General features: G+C 65.7%; 10 protein-coding genes and 1 tRNA gene. 1 reads left to right on the forward strand and 10 read right to left on the reverse strand.

Going from position 1 to position 14,636, the window contains the following annotated elements; genetic code table 11:
• Positions 1 to 99: 99 nt before the first annotated feature.
• The 9 genes from gspI to P1IM2_RS06480 all read right to left on the reverse strand — a co-directional run bounded on the left by gspI (position 100) and on the right by P1IM2_RS06480 (position 11,835).
• Positions 100 to 477, reverse strand: a complete 378-nt coding sequence (gene gspI / locus P1IM2_RS06440; protein ID WP_186401848.1) for a type II secretion system minor pseudopilin GspI — start codon at positions 475 to 477, stop codon at positions 100 to 102.
• Positions 467 to 955 (reverse strand): GspH/FimT family pseudopilin, encoded by a 489-nt coding sequence (locus P1IM2_RS06445; RefSeq protein WP_186401849.1) that lies wholly within the window; start codon positions 953 to 955, stop codon positions 467 to 469. Before P1IM2_RS06445 ends, gspI begins: the two co-directional genes overlap by 11 nt.
• Complete coding sequence (gene gspG / locus P1IM2_RS06450; protein WP_040589238.1) at positions 930 to 1,409, reverse strand: type II secretion system major pseudopilin GspG; 480 nt, start codon at positions 1,407 to 1,409, stop codon at positions 930 to 932. The genes P1IM2_RS06445 and gspG overlap by 26 nt, the downstream gene beginning before the upstream one ends.
• Before the next feature lie 12 nt (positions 1,410 to 1,421).
• Positions 1,422 to 2,639: a type II secretion system inner membrane protein GspF gene (gene gspF / locus P1IM2_RS06455; RefSeq protein ID WP_186401850.1), complete on the reverse strand. Its 1,218-nt coding sequence runs from the start codon at positions 2,637 to 2,639 to the stop codon at positions 1,422 to 1,424.
• Entirely contained in the window at positions 2,632 to 4,134 is a 1,503-nt protein-coding gene (locus P1IM2_RS06460; RefSeq protein WP_186401851.1) for a GspE/PulE family protein, read from the reverse strand. The genes gspF and P1IM2_RS06460 overlap by 8 nt, the downstream gene beginning before the upstream one ends.
• Complete coding sequence (gene gspD, locus P1IM2_RS06465; protein ID WP_186401852.1) at positions 4,131 to 6,326, reverse strand: type II secretion system secretin GspD; 2,196 nt, start codon at positions 6,324 to 6,326, stop codon at positions 4,131 to 4,133. Before gspD ends, P1IM2_RS06460 begins: the two co-directional genes overlap by 4 nt.
• Positions 6,327 to 6,331: 5 nt before the next feature.
• Entirely contained in the window at positions 6,332 to 7,210 is an 879-nt protein-coding gene (locus P1IM2_RS06470; RefSeq protein WP_186401853.1) for a type II secretion system protein N, read from the reverse strand.
• Between the two features lie 173 nt (positions 7,211 to 7,383).
• Complete coding sequence (locus tag P1IM2_RS06475) at positions 7,384 to 10,134, reverse strand: TonB-dependent receptor domain-containing protein (protein ID WP_186401854.1); 2,751 nt, start codon at positions 10,132 to 10,134, stop codon at positions 7,384 to 7,386.
• A gap of 78 nt (positions 10,135 to 10,212) precedes the next feature.
• Positions 10,213 to 11,835: a hypothetical protein gene (locus P1IM2_RS06480; RefSeq protein WP_186401855.1), complete on the reverse strand. Its 1,623-nt coding sequence runs from the start codon at positions 11,833 to 11,835 to the stop codon at positions 10,213 to 10,215.
• A 318-nt stretch (positions 11,836 to 12,153) separates the two neighbouring features.
• On the opposite strand from P1IM2_RS06480, the gene P1IM2_RS06485 reads away from it, so the two are divergent.
• A tRNA-Leu gene (locus P1IM2_RS06485) sits at positions 12,154 to 12,240 on the forward strand.
• Positions 12,241 to 12,435: 195 nt separating this feature from the next.
• Here the strand turns inward: P1IM2_RS06485 and P1IM2_RS06490 are convergent.
• Positions 12,436 to 14,490 carry a S46 family peptidase gene (locus tag P1IM2_RS06490; RefSeq protein WP_186401856.1) on the reverse strand — a complete coding sequence of 685 codons (2,055 nt, stop codon included), beginning with the start codon at positions 14,488 to 14,490 and terminating at the stop codon, positions 12,436 to 12,438.
• Positions 14,491 to 14,636: the final 146 nt, after the last annotated feature.

Raw genomic sequence — 14,636 nt, forward strand, 5'->3', positions numbered from 1 at the left:
GTGCTGAGCCTGACGAATCACCGCTCCTTTCTTTGACGCCGAAGAAAGGACGGCCCTTCGACAAGCTCAGGGCAAAGGGAGAAGAAATGCGAATGCGCCTCATCGCGCCGCCCGGATGATCGTCAGCGCCGCCTGCCCGCGCCCCGCCTCGGGCCGGACGATCAGGTCGATACGCAGCAGGCTGTCGTCCGCGGTCGGGGCGACGCGTTGTTCGATCCGCCAGTTGCGCCCGGCATTGGTCACGGCGGTCGTGCTGGCGCCAATCGTCGGCGGCGCCGGATCGGTCCAGAGTTCGACGGCGCGATTCTGCGCGACGATGCCCGCGACGGTGCTTTCGTCGAGATCGCCCGCAGTTCGCACCGCATAGGCATCGAGCCGGACGAGCGTCAGCGCCGCAATGCTGATGATGCTGAGCGCGACGAGCATTTCGAGCAGGGTGAACCCGCGCTGGCCGGCGATCGACGGCCTAGCGATCACGGCTGACCTCTCCGGTTGCCGAAACGCGGACCACTTCGCGCGCGTCGCCGCCCGCCAGCACCACCGCCTGCGGCGTTGGGCTGGTGCCGACGCGGTCGAACAGAATGCGCGCCGCGCCCTGCCCGTCGCCAGCGGCGAAGCGAATATCGGCGGGCCAATTGCGCTGCGCAAAGGCCCGGCCGGGCAAAGGTGCCCAGGCGCCGTCGATGCGACGTTCGAAACCATAGCCCGACGGCGCGAAATTGACCGCGACACTGCGCCCCTCGACCACCGCGACGTCGCGCGCCGCGGCGAGCCGCGCCGCCAGCCGGTCGGCCTCGCCGCGCACGCTGCGTTCCTCGCCCGGAATGGTCAGCACGACGGCGGTCGCGGCCAGCGCCAATATCGTCAGAACGACCATCAGTTCGACCAGCGTGAAGCCGCGCGCCTTGCCGCGCCTGAGGCGACCGCGGTCAGCTGTCCCCGTGGATGTCGGCATTTTCGTCGGTCCCGCCGGGCGCGCCGTCGGCGCCGAGCGACCAGACGTCGAACGGCTTTCCGTTCGCGGCGGGCGCCTGATAATTATAGGGACGTCCCCAAGGATCGCTCGGCAGTTTCTTGATATAGCCGCCGCGGCGGTAGCGTTCGGGCTGCGCCAGCGACGGCGGCGGCGTCGACAGCGCGTTCAGCCCGTCGGTCGTCGCCGGATACGTCAGATTGTCGAGCCGATATTGTTCGAGCGCATTCTCCAGCGTCGCAATATCGGCCTTAGCCTTCGTCACCATCGCCTTGTCCTGGCTGGGCAGGACGTTGATCAGCACGACCGTTGCGAGCAGCCCGATAATGAAGATGACGACCATCAATTCGGTAAGCGTGAAGCCGCGCTCGTCGCGCTTGCGGCGGCGCCGCGGCGGGCGTGAGGGATCGAGCATCAGACGAAGAAAAAGCTGCATCAGCGACATCTATTATAGCCCTGCAAGGTTCTGCAACTGGAGGATCGGAAGCAGGATGGAAAGGATGATAAGCGCGACGCAAGACCCCATAATGACAATTATGACAGGTTCGAGTAGCGCCATCGAAGCGGCGGTAAAACGGTCGAATTCGCGTTCGAGATAATCGGCGGCGCGTTCGAGCATCTGTTCGAGTCGACCCGCGCTTTCGCCGCTCGCGGTCATGTAGACGAGCAGCGGCGGAAACACGCCCGCATCGCGCAGCGCCGACGACAGGCTGCCGCCGGCGCGCACCTGATCGACGATGCGGCCGGTTGCACTGGCAAGCGCGGCGTTGCGGATTGTCGGCACGGTGAGCCGCAGCCCCTCGACCAGCGGCAGCCGGCTCGACACCATCGTCGCGAGCGTCCGGGCGAAGCGGGCGGCATAGAGGTCGCGCAGCAGGCGGCCGAGCATCGGCAGGCGGAGCAACCGGGCATCGACCCCGGCCTTGAAGTCCGGGCGGCGCATCGCGCTGACCCAGCCGAAAATCGCGCCCGCGATCAGCAGCAGCATCAGCCACCACCAGTTTGCCGCAAAGCTGGAAACCGCGATGACCGCGCGGGTCAGGAAAGGCAGTTGCTGCCCGACGTCGTCGAATTGTTCGACGACGCGCGGGACGACGAAGATCATCAGCGCCGCGACAACCCCGACCGCGACAATCGCGAGCACGACCGGATAGGCAAGCGCGGCGATCAGCTTGCCGCGCACCTGCGCCTGGCGTTCGAGCAGGTCGGCGAGCCGCGCGAGGATCGTCGTCAAACTGCCCGTGGTTTCGCCCGCCGAGACCATCGCACGGTAGAGCGGCGGGAAACTGGCCGGCTGCCGCGCCATCGCGTCGGCAAGGCGGCGTCCTTCGAGCAGGCCTGCGTGAACGTCGCCGATCACCGCGCGCGCGCTTTCGGCCTCGCTCTGGCGCGTCAACGTGCGCAGCGCCTCTTCGAGCGGCGCGACTTCGGCGAGCGTCGCAAGCTGGCGCGTGAAGAGCGCCAGTTCCTTCGCGCTCAACCGCGCGCTGCGAAAGGCGAAAAGCGACCGCGCGGGCGCGGCGCGCGTACCCGCTTCTTCGACCGCGACGATATGGAATTTTCGCGCGGCAAGATTGGCGCGCGCAGCGTCGTCGTTGGCCGCGGTCAAACGTCCCTTGCGCTCGCGGCCCTGGGGATCGATCGCCACATAGCGAAAATCAGGCATCGACATCCTCGCGCCGCGCGATGCGGATCGCTTCCTCCGGCGTCGTGATCCCCTTTGCGACCATCGCGCGCGCCGCGCTGGCGAGCGTCGGCGCCTTCAGAAAGGCGTGCTTCGCGATCATCGACTCGTCGCCGCCGGCGTAGATATAGCGGCGCACCGTCTCGTCGACCTTGATCGCTTCGAACACGCCGATCCGGCCCTTGAAGCCCGTATGTCCGCATTCGTCGCAGCCCTTGGGCCGCCAGATCACGGTGCCGATGTCGAGGCCGAGCATCGCGGCGATGCCATTGTCGGCCTGCACCGGCTCACGGCACGTCGGGCACAGCTTGCGTACCAGACGCTGCGCGAGCACGGCGCGCAGGGTCGAGGCGAGCAGAAAGGGTTCGACCTTCAGATCCTTGAGGCGCGTGATCGCGCCGACCGCGTCGTTGGTGTGGACGGTCGACAGGACGAGGTGGCCGGTAAGCGATGCCTGCACCGCAATATCGGCGGTTTTGCGGTCGCGGATTTCGCCGATCATCACGACGTCCGGGTCCTGGCGCAGGATAGCGCGCAGCCCCGCCGCGAAATCGAGTCCGACCTTCGCATTGACCTGCGTCTGGCCGACGCCCTCGACCGCATATTCGACCGGATCTTCGACGGTGAGGATATTGCGCTGACCGTCGTTGAGTTGTTTCAGCGCGGCATAGAGCGTGGTCGTCTTGCCCGAACCCGTCGGCCCGGTGACGAGAATGATGCCATTGGGTTCGGCCAGCGCCTCGCGCAGGATGCGGTCGGCCTCGCCGGACAGGCCGAGGACGTCGAAATCGATCCCCGCGGTATCCTTGTCGAGGATGCGCATGACGACGCGCTCGCCCGCGCGGCTAGGCAGCGTCGAAACGCGGACGTCGATCGCCTTGCCCGCCAGCGTCAGCGCGATGCGCCCGTCCTGCGGCACTCGGCGTTCGGCAATGTCGAGCCGCGCCATGACCTTGATGCGGCTGACGACGACGGGCGCGACGTGCGGGGGCATGCGCAGATGTTCACGCAGCACGCCGTCGGCGCGCATCCGCACGACAAGGCCGCTTTCATAGGGTTCGATATGGATATCGCTGACCCCCTGGCGCACCGCTTCGGCGATGATTGCGTTGATGAGGCGGATCGCCGGGGCATCATCGGCGCTGTCGAGCAGATCCTCGGCGCTCGGCATGCCGCTCGCAATCAGATCGATGTCGCCGCCATCGAGCGAGCCCGCCATTGCCGCCGCCGACGCGTCGACTGCATAATGGTCCGAGAGCAGCCGGTCGAAATCGGCGATGCTTGCCGTTACGACCCGCAGCGGAGCGGCGAGGTAGCGCTTCACCTCGATCAGCACCGCCGGGTCGCTCCCCTCGCGCAGCGTCGCGAGCCAGCCTTCGCCATCGGGTGCGATAACGACGCCGTGACCGCGCGCGAAGCCATAGGGGATGTCGACCGGCGGCGCCTGCGGCGCGGCGGCCGGCACAGCGTCCGTCACGGTTGGCCTCCCTCGGACGGCGGCACATCGACGGGCGTGACGCTGCCGTCCGGACGGCGCAGCGGGGGCTGCTCGCCCGGCCCGACCGTCACGTCGGCGGCCGTCGCCGCGCTCGGCAGCGGCGGCGTCGTGCCCATATAATCGCGCACCAGCGTGTCGATCGCAGGTTCCTCGCCGGGATTCCGGCGCAGCTGGAAATCACGGATATAGCCATAGCGGCGCGCCGTCAGTGCGGCGTTGTCTTCGGCATTTTTCAGGATCGTCGGGCGGATGAAGACCATCAAATTGGTCTTGGCGCGGCTGCGGCTGCGCGATTTGAACAGTTCGCCGATCAGCGGGATGTCGCTGAGCAGCGGAATCCGCTCGATCGTCTTGCGCTCGTCGTCGTTGAGCAGCCCCCCGATCGCGAGGATCTGACCGTCGTCGACGGTCAGCGTCGTTTCGAACGAGCGCTTGTTGAGGATGAGGTCGCTGTTGCGCGACGACACGGGGCCGGCGACGCTCGACACTTCCTGACGCAGGAACAGCTTGACCTCGCCCGCCCCGTTGACCTGCGGTGTGACCTCCAGCTTGATGCCGACTTCCTCGCGCTGGACGGTGCGGAAGGCATTGTCGAAATTCTTGCTCAGCGCCTCGCCCGTGGTGATCGGCACTTCCTGCCCGACGAGGAATTTCGCGGCCTGATTGTCGAGCGTGACGATGTGCGGCGTCGCGAGCAGGTTCGACGTCGTATCCGATTTCACCGCATTGATGATCGCGCCAAACACCGTGTTCTTGCCGATGTCGCCCGCGAAGCCGGCAAATCCACCGGTGGCCGAGAGCAGCGACGCCGCCGCGGCCTCTTGCAGGCTGCTGCCGAGCGCGCTCGACGTCTGGGTGACGACGGTCGTGCCATCGACGGTCGTCGAATCCTGCGTCAGCTTGGTTGCTGCATAAGCGCCCCCCAGCGTCAGGATATTGGGCTGGGCATTGCCGTAGCTCGTCGCAGCAAAGGGGATATTCTTGCCACCGAGCAGGAACTGGACGCCGAGGCGCTTTGCCGCATCGTCGCCGATTTCGACCACGATCGCCTCGACGAGCACCTGCGGACGGCGCGCGTCGAGCTGGCGGATCAGTTCGCCGAGCATCCGCTGCACATCGGCATTGGCGGCGACGATAATCGCGTTGGCGCCTTCGTAGCGGGTGACGATCGCCGGGCCGCGCGTCGCGATGCTGCCGCCTGCCCCGCTGACCGTGGTCGGCGCGCTACTGGCGGTTGTTGTGGCAGGTGCCGCCGCGCCGCCCCCGCTGCCCGACGAAGACGAAGAGGAAGAGGATGCCGGCGGCAACCCGGCCTTCTGCGCCGGGTCGCTGCCGCCGCCGACAAGCTGTTGCAGCGTCGGGAGCAGCGTTTCGGCATTGGCATGTTCCAGCCAGTAAACGCGCAATTCGGTGCCGCCCGCTGCGCGCATGTCGAGGTCGCGCGCCATCGACACGAAGCGCGCAACCATCGCCTGATCGCCGCGCAGTGCCACCGCGTTGCTGCTGTCGATCGGAACGATCGCGACCGGCGCCTGCGCACCCTCGCCTGCCGCCGGGACCAGCGCCTGAAGCGCGGCGGCAATTTCGCGCGCGCCGGCGTTTTTCAGCGCAACGACCTCGCTGGTCGAGGTATCGCGGTCGATGCTCGACGCGAGCGCACGGATGCGCCGGATATTGTCGGCGAAATCGGCAACAACGAGGCTGTTCGCATTGCGGTTTGCGGTCAGCGAGCCCTGCGGGCTGACCAGCGGGCGCAGCGTTTCGACAGCCGCCATCGCGTCGATATGGCGCAGCCGGATGATTTCGGTGACAAACTGGTTCTGCGCTGCGCCGCCGCTGCCGATGCGCGTCGGCTGCGTCGCGGCGCCGTCGATCGGCTGGATGCGATAGCTGCCGTTGGGATTGGGCACCGCGACCAGTCCGTTCGCGCGCAGCGTCGAGAGGAAAATTTCAAAATATTCGCTGCGCGACAGCGGCCGGTCGGTGACGACCGACACCTTGCCGTTGACGCGCCCATCGATCACGAACGTCCGCCCAGTGATCCGCGCCGCATCCTGGATGAAGGCGCGAACGTCGGCGTCGCGGACGTTAAGCGTATACTGGGCCAGCACGGGCACGGGGGTCGCCGAAACAAGGGCGGCAGCCAGCATGAGAGAGAGTTTTAGGCGCATAAAACCTATTGTTTCGAAAGGAACAGGGCGACGGGAACGACGCTCGCGCCGCGCTCGACCTCGAGCGAGACGCGCGCACCGGGCGCAAATTGGCTGGCGAGCGCGGCGGCATCGGCGGCCGATCCGATCGGACGGCCGTTCACCGAACGGATGACATCGCCGGGGCGCAAGCCCGCGGCGCGGAAGACGGCGCCGTCGCCCTGCGGCTGGACCGAAAGGCCGGTGACCTTGCCGCCTTCGGTGCGCGGCGCGAAGCCGATGCCGGCCTTGAGCGCGGCGGGCGACATCTCGCCGCTCGCCGTGGTGCCGTTGGCCGCCGCACCGGGGGATCCAACCTCGGGTGTCGGGGCGGGCAACGGCGCTGCGGGATTGGCGACCGGCGCGTCGCCGCTTTGATCGAGAAACAGGCTTTCGCGCGTGCCGCCGCGGTCGAGGAGCACATGGTCGAAGGCGACGCCGACCAGCTTGACGCCCGGCGCGATCTCGTCGCCGACGGCATAGCTGTTCTGCAGACCGTCATCGCCCGCGATGATCGCGGAGCCCCCACCGGTCGCTTCGTTGAGATTGATCCCGAACAGCGTCAGGCCGAGCGACGTGACCGTCGCGCTGGCCGGCCCTTGCGGCCCGCTGCGGAAGAAGGGGTCGAAGCTCGAGAAAATCGCGCGGCGTTCGGCCGGCGATGCGATGACCGCGGTCTGCGGCTGCCACGCGCCGAGCGGGGCGAGCGGAACGATCAACGCCCAGAGGAGATTGACGCATTGCCAGATCAGCAGTGCGCCAAGGATGACGACGCCGATCAGCGGCGCGGCATCGCGCGGCGCCCGCCTGCCGGCACGCAGCCAGCGCGGCAGCCGAACGGCCGATCCCCTCATCAGCGTCGCCATGACCCTATCTGTCCCCCAGCTGAAACCTGTCTCGCGAATCGCCTAGGCGCCGTCCGTGACAATCAGTTGACGGGAAGATTACAGTTTTTTGTCAGAGGGGCGAGTCCGGGCTGGCGCCGGCACCCGCCAGTGCCGCTCCGGCGCTGCGGCCGGGGCGGCTGGCAAGGGATGCCTCAGAATTTCAGCGACCCGCCCAGCGAGAAGGTCGTGCCGGTCTTGTACAGGTTGTAATAGATGCGGTTGTCGCCGCTTTCCTGCATTTCCTTGTATTTCGTACCGAAGATGTTGCGGGCCTCGAACTTGAGTTCGATCTCCTTGCCAAACAGCGGGATACCCTGGCGCGCAACGAAATCGACCTGGATGCCCGGCCGTTCGAAGATGTCGGGCTGACCCGACGGGCCGCGCCGCGTGACGCGATCGGACGCATAGGAAATCAAGAAGGTCTGCTGCGACAGCTTGTCTGTGTCTTCGAGGCCGAATTCCAGATTGACCAGATGATCCGACTGGCCGGTCAGCGGCGCGCCGTCGCGGAAGAACTGACTCGCCAGCGTCGCACCAGTGAAAGGAAAGGCCTGAACGGGATCGTTCGGCCCGACCTTCAGCTTCGATTGCGACCAGGTGTAGTTGCCGATCAGCACCGCGCGGCGGCTGGCCCAGAAAGCCCCGTTCATACCGCTGAGGTCGAAATATTTCTGCGCCTCGAACTCGACGCCATAAAGGGTCGCCTCGGGCGCGTTGGCAAAGCGCGTCGTCACGCTGTTGCCGTCGAAGCTGGCGTAGGTTTCGATCGGATTCTTGATCTTTTTCCAGAAGCCGCCGAGCGACACGCGCTGTTCGGGTGCGAAATACCATTCAAGGCGCGTTTCCGCGTTATAGAGCTGGCTGTCGACGAGCTGCGGATTGCCCTGGAAGGTGCGGTTGCTGTCCGGATCATAATAGGTCTGGAATACCAGCTCGCGGAACTGCGGCCGCGCAATCGTCTTCGATCCGCTCAGGCGGAATTGCAGCTGCGGCGAGATTTCGTAAGTCAGCGTCGCGGCAGGAAGCAGATAGTCGCGCTTGAGGTTGGTCGCGGGCGGCAGCGTCGGGTTGACCGTATAGACCTGCACCGCGCTCACGCCCTGATTGGCGCTTTCGTAACGGGCGCCGATGTTGAGATTGAGCTGGTCCGTCAGATCGGCCTGGAGCTGAACATAGCCCGCATGGTTGCGCAGCGTCGCCTTGAAAGTCGGGTTCGACCCGGTGCTGTCGACGAGTGCGATCCCCGTCGCAACGGGGTTCGCCGGACAATCGGGCGCAACCGTCGCATCGACGCCGGGGAAGCAGATCACCGCCTGCGAGAGCAGCAGGTCGGGGCGCAGCAGCGAAATCCCGAGCGGGATGTTGTTGTTGCCCTGGAACAGGAAATCGCGGCGTTCGGTGACGCGGCTGGTATCGCTGAAGGCATAGCCGAGGATCAGCTTGACCCGCGCCGCCAGATCGTAGGTGACGTCGATACCGGCCGAATAGAGGTTTTCGTTGAGATCCGAAAAGGCAATCGTCGCGCTGCCCGGCCGCTGGCCCGTGTTCAGCGTGTTGGTGAAGAACTGCCCATAGGGATCGGTCGGGCTGTTCGAACGGCTGTACATGAAGCTCAGCTCGAACGGCGCCTCGCGCTGCGAATTGGCGTAGCCGGCTCGGATATCGACGTCGAGGCCGTCCATCGGCTTGAACTCGCCGACAAACTGCGTGTCGATGAGTTGGCGGGCGTACCAGGCGGTGTCCTGATACTGGAAGCTGACGCCGGGGTTGGCATCGGCGGTGTCGGGCCGGTCTTCGGCACCGAGGCGCGCCTGTTTGATCGTGTCGCGGATATAGAGGTTGGTCCAGCGAATCTTGTTGTCGCCGAATTCGAGGCTGAGACCGAGCAGCGCGTTGGCAACGACACGGTTGTCGGTAACGACGCGGCGGACATTGGTATTGAGCGAAGACAGGTCGAGCGCGTTCGCAGTCTGCTGCGCAATGTCGCGCGTGCGCCATTTGGTCGTGTAGCCAGCGGTCGCGATCAGGCCGAGTTCGGCATCGCCGATCGTCCAGGACTTGCCGCCGGTGACGTTGACGCCCCAATTGACCGGCATATTGTTGTTCTGTTGCAGCACCGCATTGCTGGCGGTGACGAACTGGCCGGCGATCGCCTGCTGATTGACGCTGGGATCGTTGATGCGCAGCCCCGATGCGCGCCACGCCGCATAGGCGGGCGGCAGGTTGCGGCCGCCATCGCCGAAACCGGTCCAGTCGCTGCCAGTGCCATAATAAGTGTAGCCGAGCTGTCCGGTGGTTTCCGAATTGCCGCCGATGCTGCCGCCAACGGTCAGAAACGGCTCTCGCGGGACCGCCTTGGTCGTCAGGTTGATCACGCCACCGCCGAATTCGCCGGGGAAATTCGCCGAATAGCTTTTCTGCACCAGCGACGAGGCGATGATGCTGCTGGGGAAAATGTCGAGCGGGACGACGCGCTTGAGCGGTTCGGGGCTTGGCAGTGGCGAACCGTTGAGCAGTGCGAGCGAATAGCGATCGCCAAGGCCGCGAACATAGACGAAGCCGTTTCCGACAACGCTGAGGCCGGTGACGCGACCGAGCGCGCCGGCGATATTGCCTTCACCCGTACGCGCGATGTCGGCGGCGCCGAGCACCGAGACGACCTGCGGCGCGGTGCGCTCGATATTGGCGCTGCGGCGGCCGGTGACGACGATCTCCGCGCCAGGGATCGAAATGTCGGTATCGTCCTGTGGTGCCGGTTCGGCAGCGTCTGCCGGCGCCGCGTCCGCGGCAGCCTCTGCCGCGGGTTCGGCCGGAGCGGGGTCGGTCTGCGCCATCGCCGTGGCGGGCGCGACGAGCGCCGTGGTAATCAAAAGCAGGCTGGCGAGCCGGTACGGCTTGGACATGGCGGTTTCCCCAGAATCCGGATCAGATATGCGGGAGGGGACGGCACGCGCCGCCCCCTCCTGGTCGACGTTTCAATCTCAGCTGGTCGGCAGCGAGGTGCAGAGTCCGCTGTTGCCGGTGCCGAAGCTGGCGGTGCCGCTGTTGCAGGTCCAGCCCTGGTACCAGGTGTCGTTGGCGTCCTTGACCGCGCCGATATAGGTCGTCTTGTCGAAGAAGCCGGCGCGGGTCAGTTCGATGCTGTTGAAGGTCTGGCCGTTCAACGTCGACATATCGAACGGCGTCACCGCCGTTTCAGTCGCGCCGTTGACGAACAGGCTGGTCAGCGTCGGAACATAGGTGTCGCTGTTGCCGTTGCTGCCGGCGCCGAAGATCGCCTGCACCTCGGCCGCGGTTACGCCGCTGCCGATATATTTGGTCGCCGCACATTGCATGAGCACCGACTGGAATACCGGCGCGCCATATTCGTCGATCGCCGCATTCTGCGTCGCCGAAGCCGTCTGCGCGCGGCTGATGCGCAGGCAGGGGTTGTTCGGGCTAAGCAGCACACTGTTGTAGATGCCGTAGTCGGTGCCGCCGCGCAGCAGGATCGATGCCTGGTCGGACGAGGCGTTGGGCGAATTCTGGTAGAAGACAAAGTTGGCAACGCGCGTGTTCTGGCGCGGATTGTCGCCGTCGAGCGCGTTGTCGGTATCTGCTTCGATCATCGCGTCGCCGATGTTCGCGCGCTGGACGACGATCCCGTACTGGAAGTTAGCCTTGGTGCCGACGTCGGTGTCGAGATTATCGTCCTCGGCGCCGACCGCGATGAAATATTTCATGTGCGCATGGCCGCCGAACACTTCGACCGCATCGTCCGAGCTGTTGTACGACATGATATGGTCGAGCTGGGTGCCCGAACCGACGCCCTGCAGCGTCAGCGACTGAAGCTCGCTGTTCGACGACAGGATGTAGCCCGAATAGCGGATCTGGACATAGCTCATCCGGCCGCTGCTCTCGCTGTTGCTCGCACCGCCATAGAGCGCCGGATCGACGGCGCCTTCGGTCTGGCGTTCGCACGCCGTCGTGCCCGGTGCCGCGCCGCTGGTGCCGCAATCGGTGATCTGCGCGCGGCCACTCAGCACGACGCCGCCCCACTGGCCCGACGAATTTTCGGTGTTCAGGCCCTGGACGTTGTCGCGGCTGGTGAAGATGATCGGCAGCGTCGGGGTGCCGACCGCCTGGATCGAGTTGCCGCGGTTGACGTTGAGCCACGACGGACCCGATTCGCCGTACAGCATCACGCCCGGCTCGATCGTCAGCACCACGTTGGTCGTGCCCGACGTCGCCGCGCCCTGATCGGTGCCGACATCGACACGGCCGTTCATGCGATAGACGAGACCGGCGATCTTGGGCAGCGTGACGCTCTTGTTGATGCGCGCCGGCAGCGTGCAGACGCGGAACTCGCCGACGGTCGGATTCTTGATCGTGCCGCTGTCGGTCAAGCCCTGGGGGTCGGAAATCGTGGGACAGCCCGCGGCCGGGGTCACGCTGGGCGTCGGGGTCGGCGTCGGGGTCGGCGTCGGCGTGGGGGTCGGCGTCGGATTGATGATGATGGTGCCGCCCTCACCCGGCGACGCGATATTGTCGGCGCCGCAGGCTGCCAGGACAGAACAGGCCACGCCACTGAGCATGACCAAACGAACGCGCGCAAAAGCCGCCATGAAAATCTCCGTTCCCCGTGTGCGCGCCCTCGGCACGCTGCTGAACATTCATCCGCGAACGAGAAAAGGAATCGCCCCTCGCCCCCGGTGACGCCGCCACTAGGGTGATTCGATGACGGTCTGACGGTAGAGCCATGACAGTTGAGTGACTCTTCGGAGTCGTTTCGATGACATGGCGCGAACCTGCGCCTCTGCGCCGCCGCACCGATTGCGCGATCCCGAAAAATAATTGCGCGGTGCTCGCTTGCATCGCCAACAAAGCTTTGCTAGGCGCCCGCTCCTACCTGGTGCCGGACCCGATCCGGACCATCATGATGTGCGGTCGTGGCGGAACTGGTAGACGCGCAACGTTGAGGTCGTTGTGGCCGAAAGGCCGTGGAAGTTCGAGTCTTCTCGACCGCACCATAGAGTCCTGCGGGACTTCAAAAATTGGCATTCACCTGGAATTACCCCGTGGGGGGCGCCGTTAGCGTCGGCGCTTTCGGCCATTGTTGTCGCGCTTAAGCCCGACCATCGGGATGAGCTCGCTGCGACGGGCGACGGTTAGTCCGCCGCCCGCCGCAACCTGTCTGCATCGCCTCCGCGGCGAAGCGGGCGCCGCTATTTGCCCGCAAGCTCCTTCACCAGAGCTGGCGCGGGATAGATGGTTTCGAGCGCTTCCTGCACCGCAGCGGTCGAAACGACCACGGTACGGTTGAGCGTGCCGTCGTAACCGTAATTGCCCCCGAGCGAGTGGATATTGCCGTCGAACGCGGCGCCGATGACGGTGCCGGCCTTGTCGATCACCGGCGAGCCCGAATTGCCGCCGATGATGTCGTTGGTCGTCACGAAGTCATAGGTGACCGCCGGATCGATGGCCGCCTTTTTCGCCGCAAAAGCCGGGGCGACGTCGAACGGCGGGTTGCCCGTCGCGCGGTCGAAGGTACCGCCCATCGTGGTTGCGATCGGTACCGTATTGCCGCGCTCGATCCAGCCCTTCACCTGGCCATAGGAAATGCGCAGCGTGAAGGTCGCGTCGGGATAGAGCGTGTCGCCATAGGCGGCGAAGCGCGCGTCGGCGATCTTGCCGCCGGCGACGGCGAGCGGACCGCCATAGGCCTCGTCGACCGCCTTTTTTAGCGCGCGCTGGCGCGGCGCGAGGCGCAGCGCGAAGCGGATCATCGGATCGTCGCTGGCCTCGATCGCCGCAAGTCCGCCGTCCCACAACGTCTGGCGATAGGCGGGATCGGCGAGCTTCGATCCTTCGACGAGCCGCTTGGCGAGCTGTTCGGGACTTTCTTGACCGAGCAGCAATTTGGTGTCGGGATCGTCGGCACCCAGATATTCACGCGCCTTCGACAGGCTCCATTCGAGCGTCAGTTCGTCGAGCCAGGGATAGACCGGCTTCGCATCGAGCAGCCTCTTCTTGGTCAGCGGCAGCGCGCTGTCGGTGTAGCCGGGCAGGCGCTCGCCATTGGGCTTCGAGCGCTCCTGCGCCGCATAGACGAGCGTTTCGGCATAGCCATAAAGGTCGCTCATCGGATTGGTGAAGCGCGCCGGCAAATAGAGCGAGCGATAGGCGCCGACCGCCTTGTCGACCGACGCCCAGGGATCGCCGATCGCGGCATTCCCCGCGCTCTTCTCCTTGAGCTCGTCCTCCTTGGCGACCAGTGTCGCGGTGAAGGCCGGGTCGTTCAGCGCCTTCTGGCGGCCGATATAGACTTTCAGGCTGTTTTCGAGCCCATTGAGAAGATCGAGCCCTTCGCGCTCATGATCCTTGCTTTCCTCCATCGCGCGCAGCAGGCGCCCGCGCAGTTCGGAATAGGTCGTCACCGTGATCGGCAGGCGCAGTTCGCGCTCGAAGGCAAGCTGGCTGGTCGTGTAGAGCCGGCTGGTCGAACCGGGGTTGCCGACGACGAAGGTCATCTCGCCCTCACGCGGCGCGCGCGGGTTCCATTGCAGGTGCGCGGGCGTTGCGACCGGCTTGCCATTCTCGTACGCGCGCAGGAAGCTTGCATCGAGCGAATAGCGCGGGAAGTTGAAATTGTCGGGATCGCCGCCGAAGGTGGCGGCGCGATCCTCGGGCGCCCATGCCAGCCGCACGTCGGAATATTTGCGATATTTGTAGAGCTTGTACTGACCGCCGCCGAACAGGGTGACGACCTGGCAGCGCGTCTTGTCGGTGTCGGGACAACCGCTCTTTTCGATTTCGGCGATCTTCGCGTCGCGCGCCTTGGTCAGCGCTTCACCCGCGAGCGATCCCACCGCCGCCTTGATAGCCCCGGTGACGTCGCCGATGCTGGTGACGACCTCGGCCTGCTGACCGGGGCATTTGAGTTCCATGTCGTGGCGGTCGGCGACATACCCGTCGTTGAGATAGTCGGCGCCCGCCTTCGAATTGTCGAACAGGCAGCTTGCGACGCAATGGTGGTTGGTCAGGATCAGGCCTTCGGCCGATACGAAGCTTGCCGAACAGCCGCCGGTCAGACGCACCGCGGCCGCCTGCACCTTGCCCAGCCACGCTTGGTCGGGCGCCCAGCCATACGTCTGTTTCACCTGCTGCGCCGGAAAGGCATCAAAGGTCCACATCCCCTCTTCGGCGAGGGCGGGAGGGGCAAGCAGAGCAGCGCCGGCGAGCGCGGCCGCGGCGAACGAAATGGGGCGATATTGGGTCATTGGCACAATCCATCATTTGAATCATCGACATCCCGCGCGGAGAATGGCCGTGCGGGAACGGCGCGCACCTTGCGCCGGATCGGCCGCAATCTCCACCGACAATTTCGCGTTCGCCAAGATTGCTTCGGGCCACCTGCCGGTTGCAG

The sequence above is a fragment of the Sphingopyxis sp. P1IMeth2 genome, from assembly GCF_900185685.1.
In the GTDB taxonomy this organism is placed as follows: Bacteria; Pseudomonadota; Alphaproteobacteria; order Sphingomonadales; family Sphingomonadaceae; genus Sphingopyxis; species Sphingopyxis terrae_A.

Bases quoted from the DNA above. Each gene is read 5' to 3' on its own strand.
- P1IM2_RS06445 (WP_186401849.1), bottom strand. From the start codon at position 955: ATGCCGACATCCACGGGGACAGCTGACCGCGGTCGCCTCAGGCGCGGC.
- gspG (WP_040589238.1), bottom strand. From the start codon at position 1,409: ATGCAGCTTTTTCTTCGTCTGATGCTCGATCCCTCACGCCCGCCGCGG.
- gspF (WP_186401850.1), bottom strand. From the start codon at position 2,639: ATGCCTGATTTTCGCTATGTGGCGATCGATCCCCAGGGCCGCGAGCGC.
- gspD (WP_186401852.1), bottom strand. From the start codon at position 6,326: ATGCGCCTAAAACTCTCTCTCATGCTGGCTGCCGCCCTTGTTTCGGCG.
- P1IM2_RS06470 (WP_186401853.1), bottom strand. From the start codon at position 7,210: ATGGCGACGCTGATGAGGGGATCGGCCGTTCGGCTGCCGCGCTGGCTG.
- P1IM2_RS06475 (WP_186401854.1), bottom strand. From the start codon at position 10,134: ATGTCCAAGCCGTACCGGCTCGCCAGCCTGCTTTTGATTACCACGGCG.
- P1IM2_RS06480 (WP_186401855.1), bottom strand. From the start codon at position 11,835: ATGGCGGCTTTTGCGCGCGTTCGTTTGGTCATGCTCAGTGGCGTGGCC.
- P1IM2_RS06490 (WP_186401856.1), bottom strand. From the start codon at position 14,490: ATGACCCAATATCGCCCCATTTCGTTCGCCGCGGCCGCGCTCGCCGGC.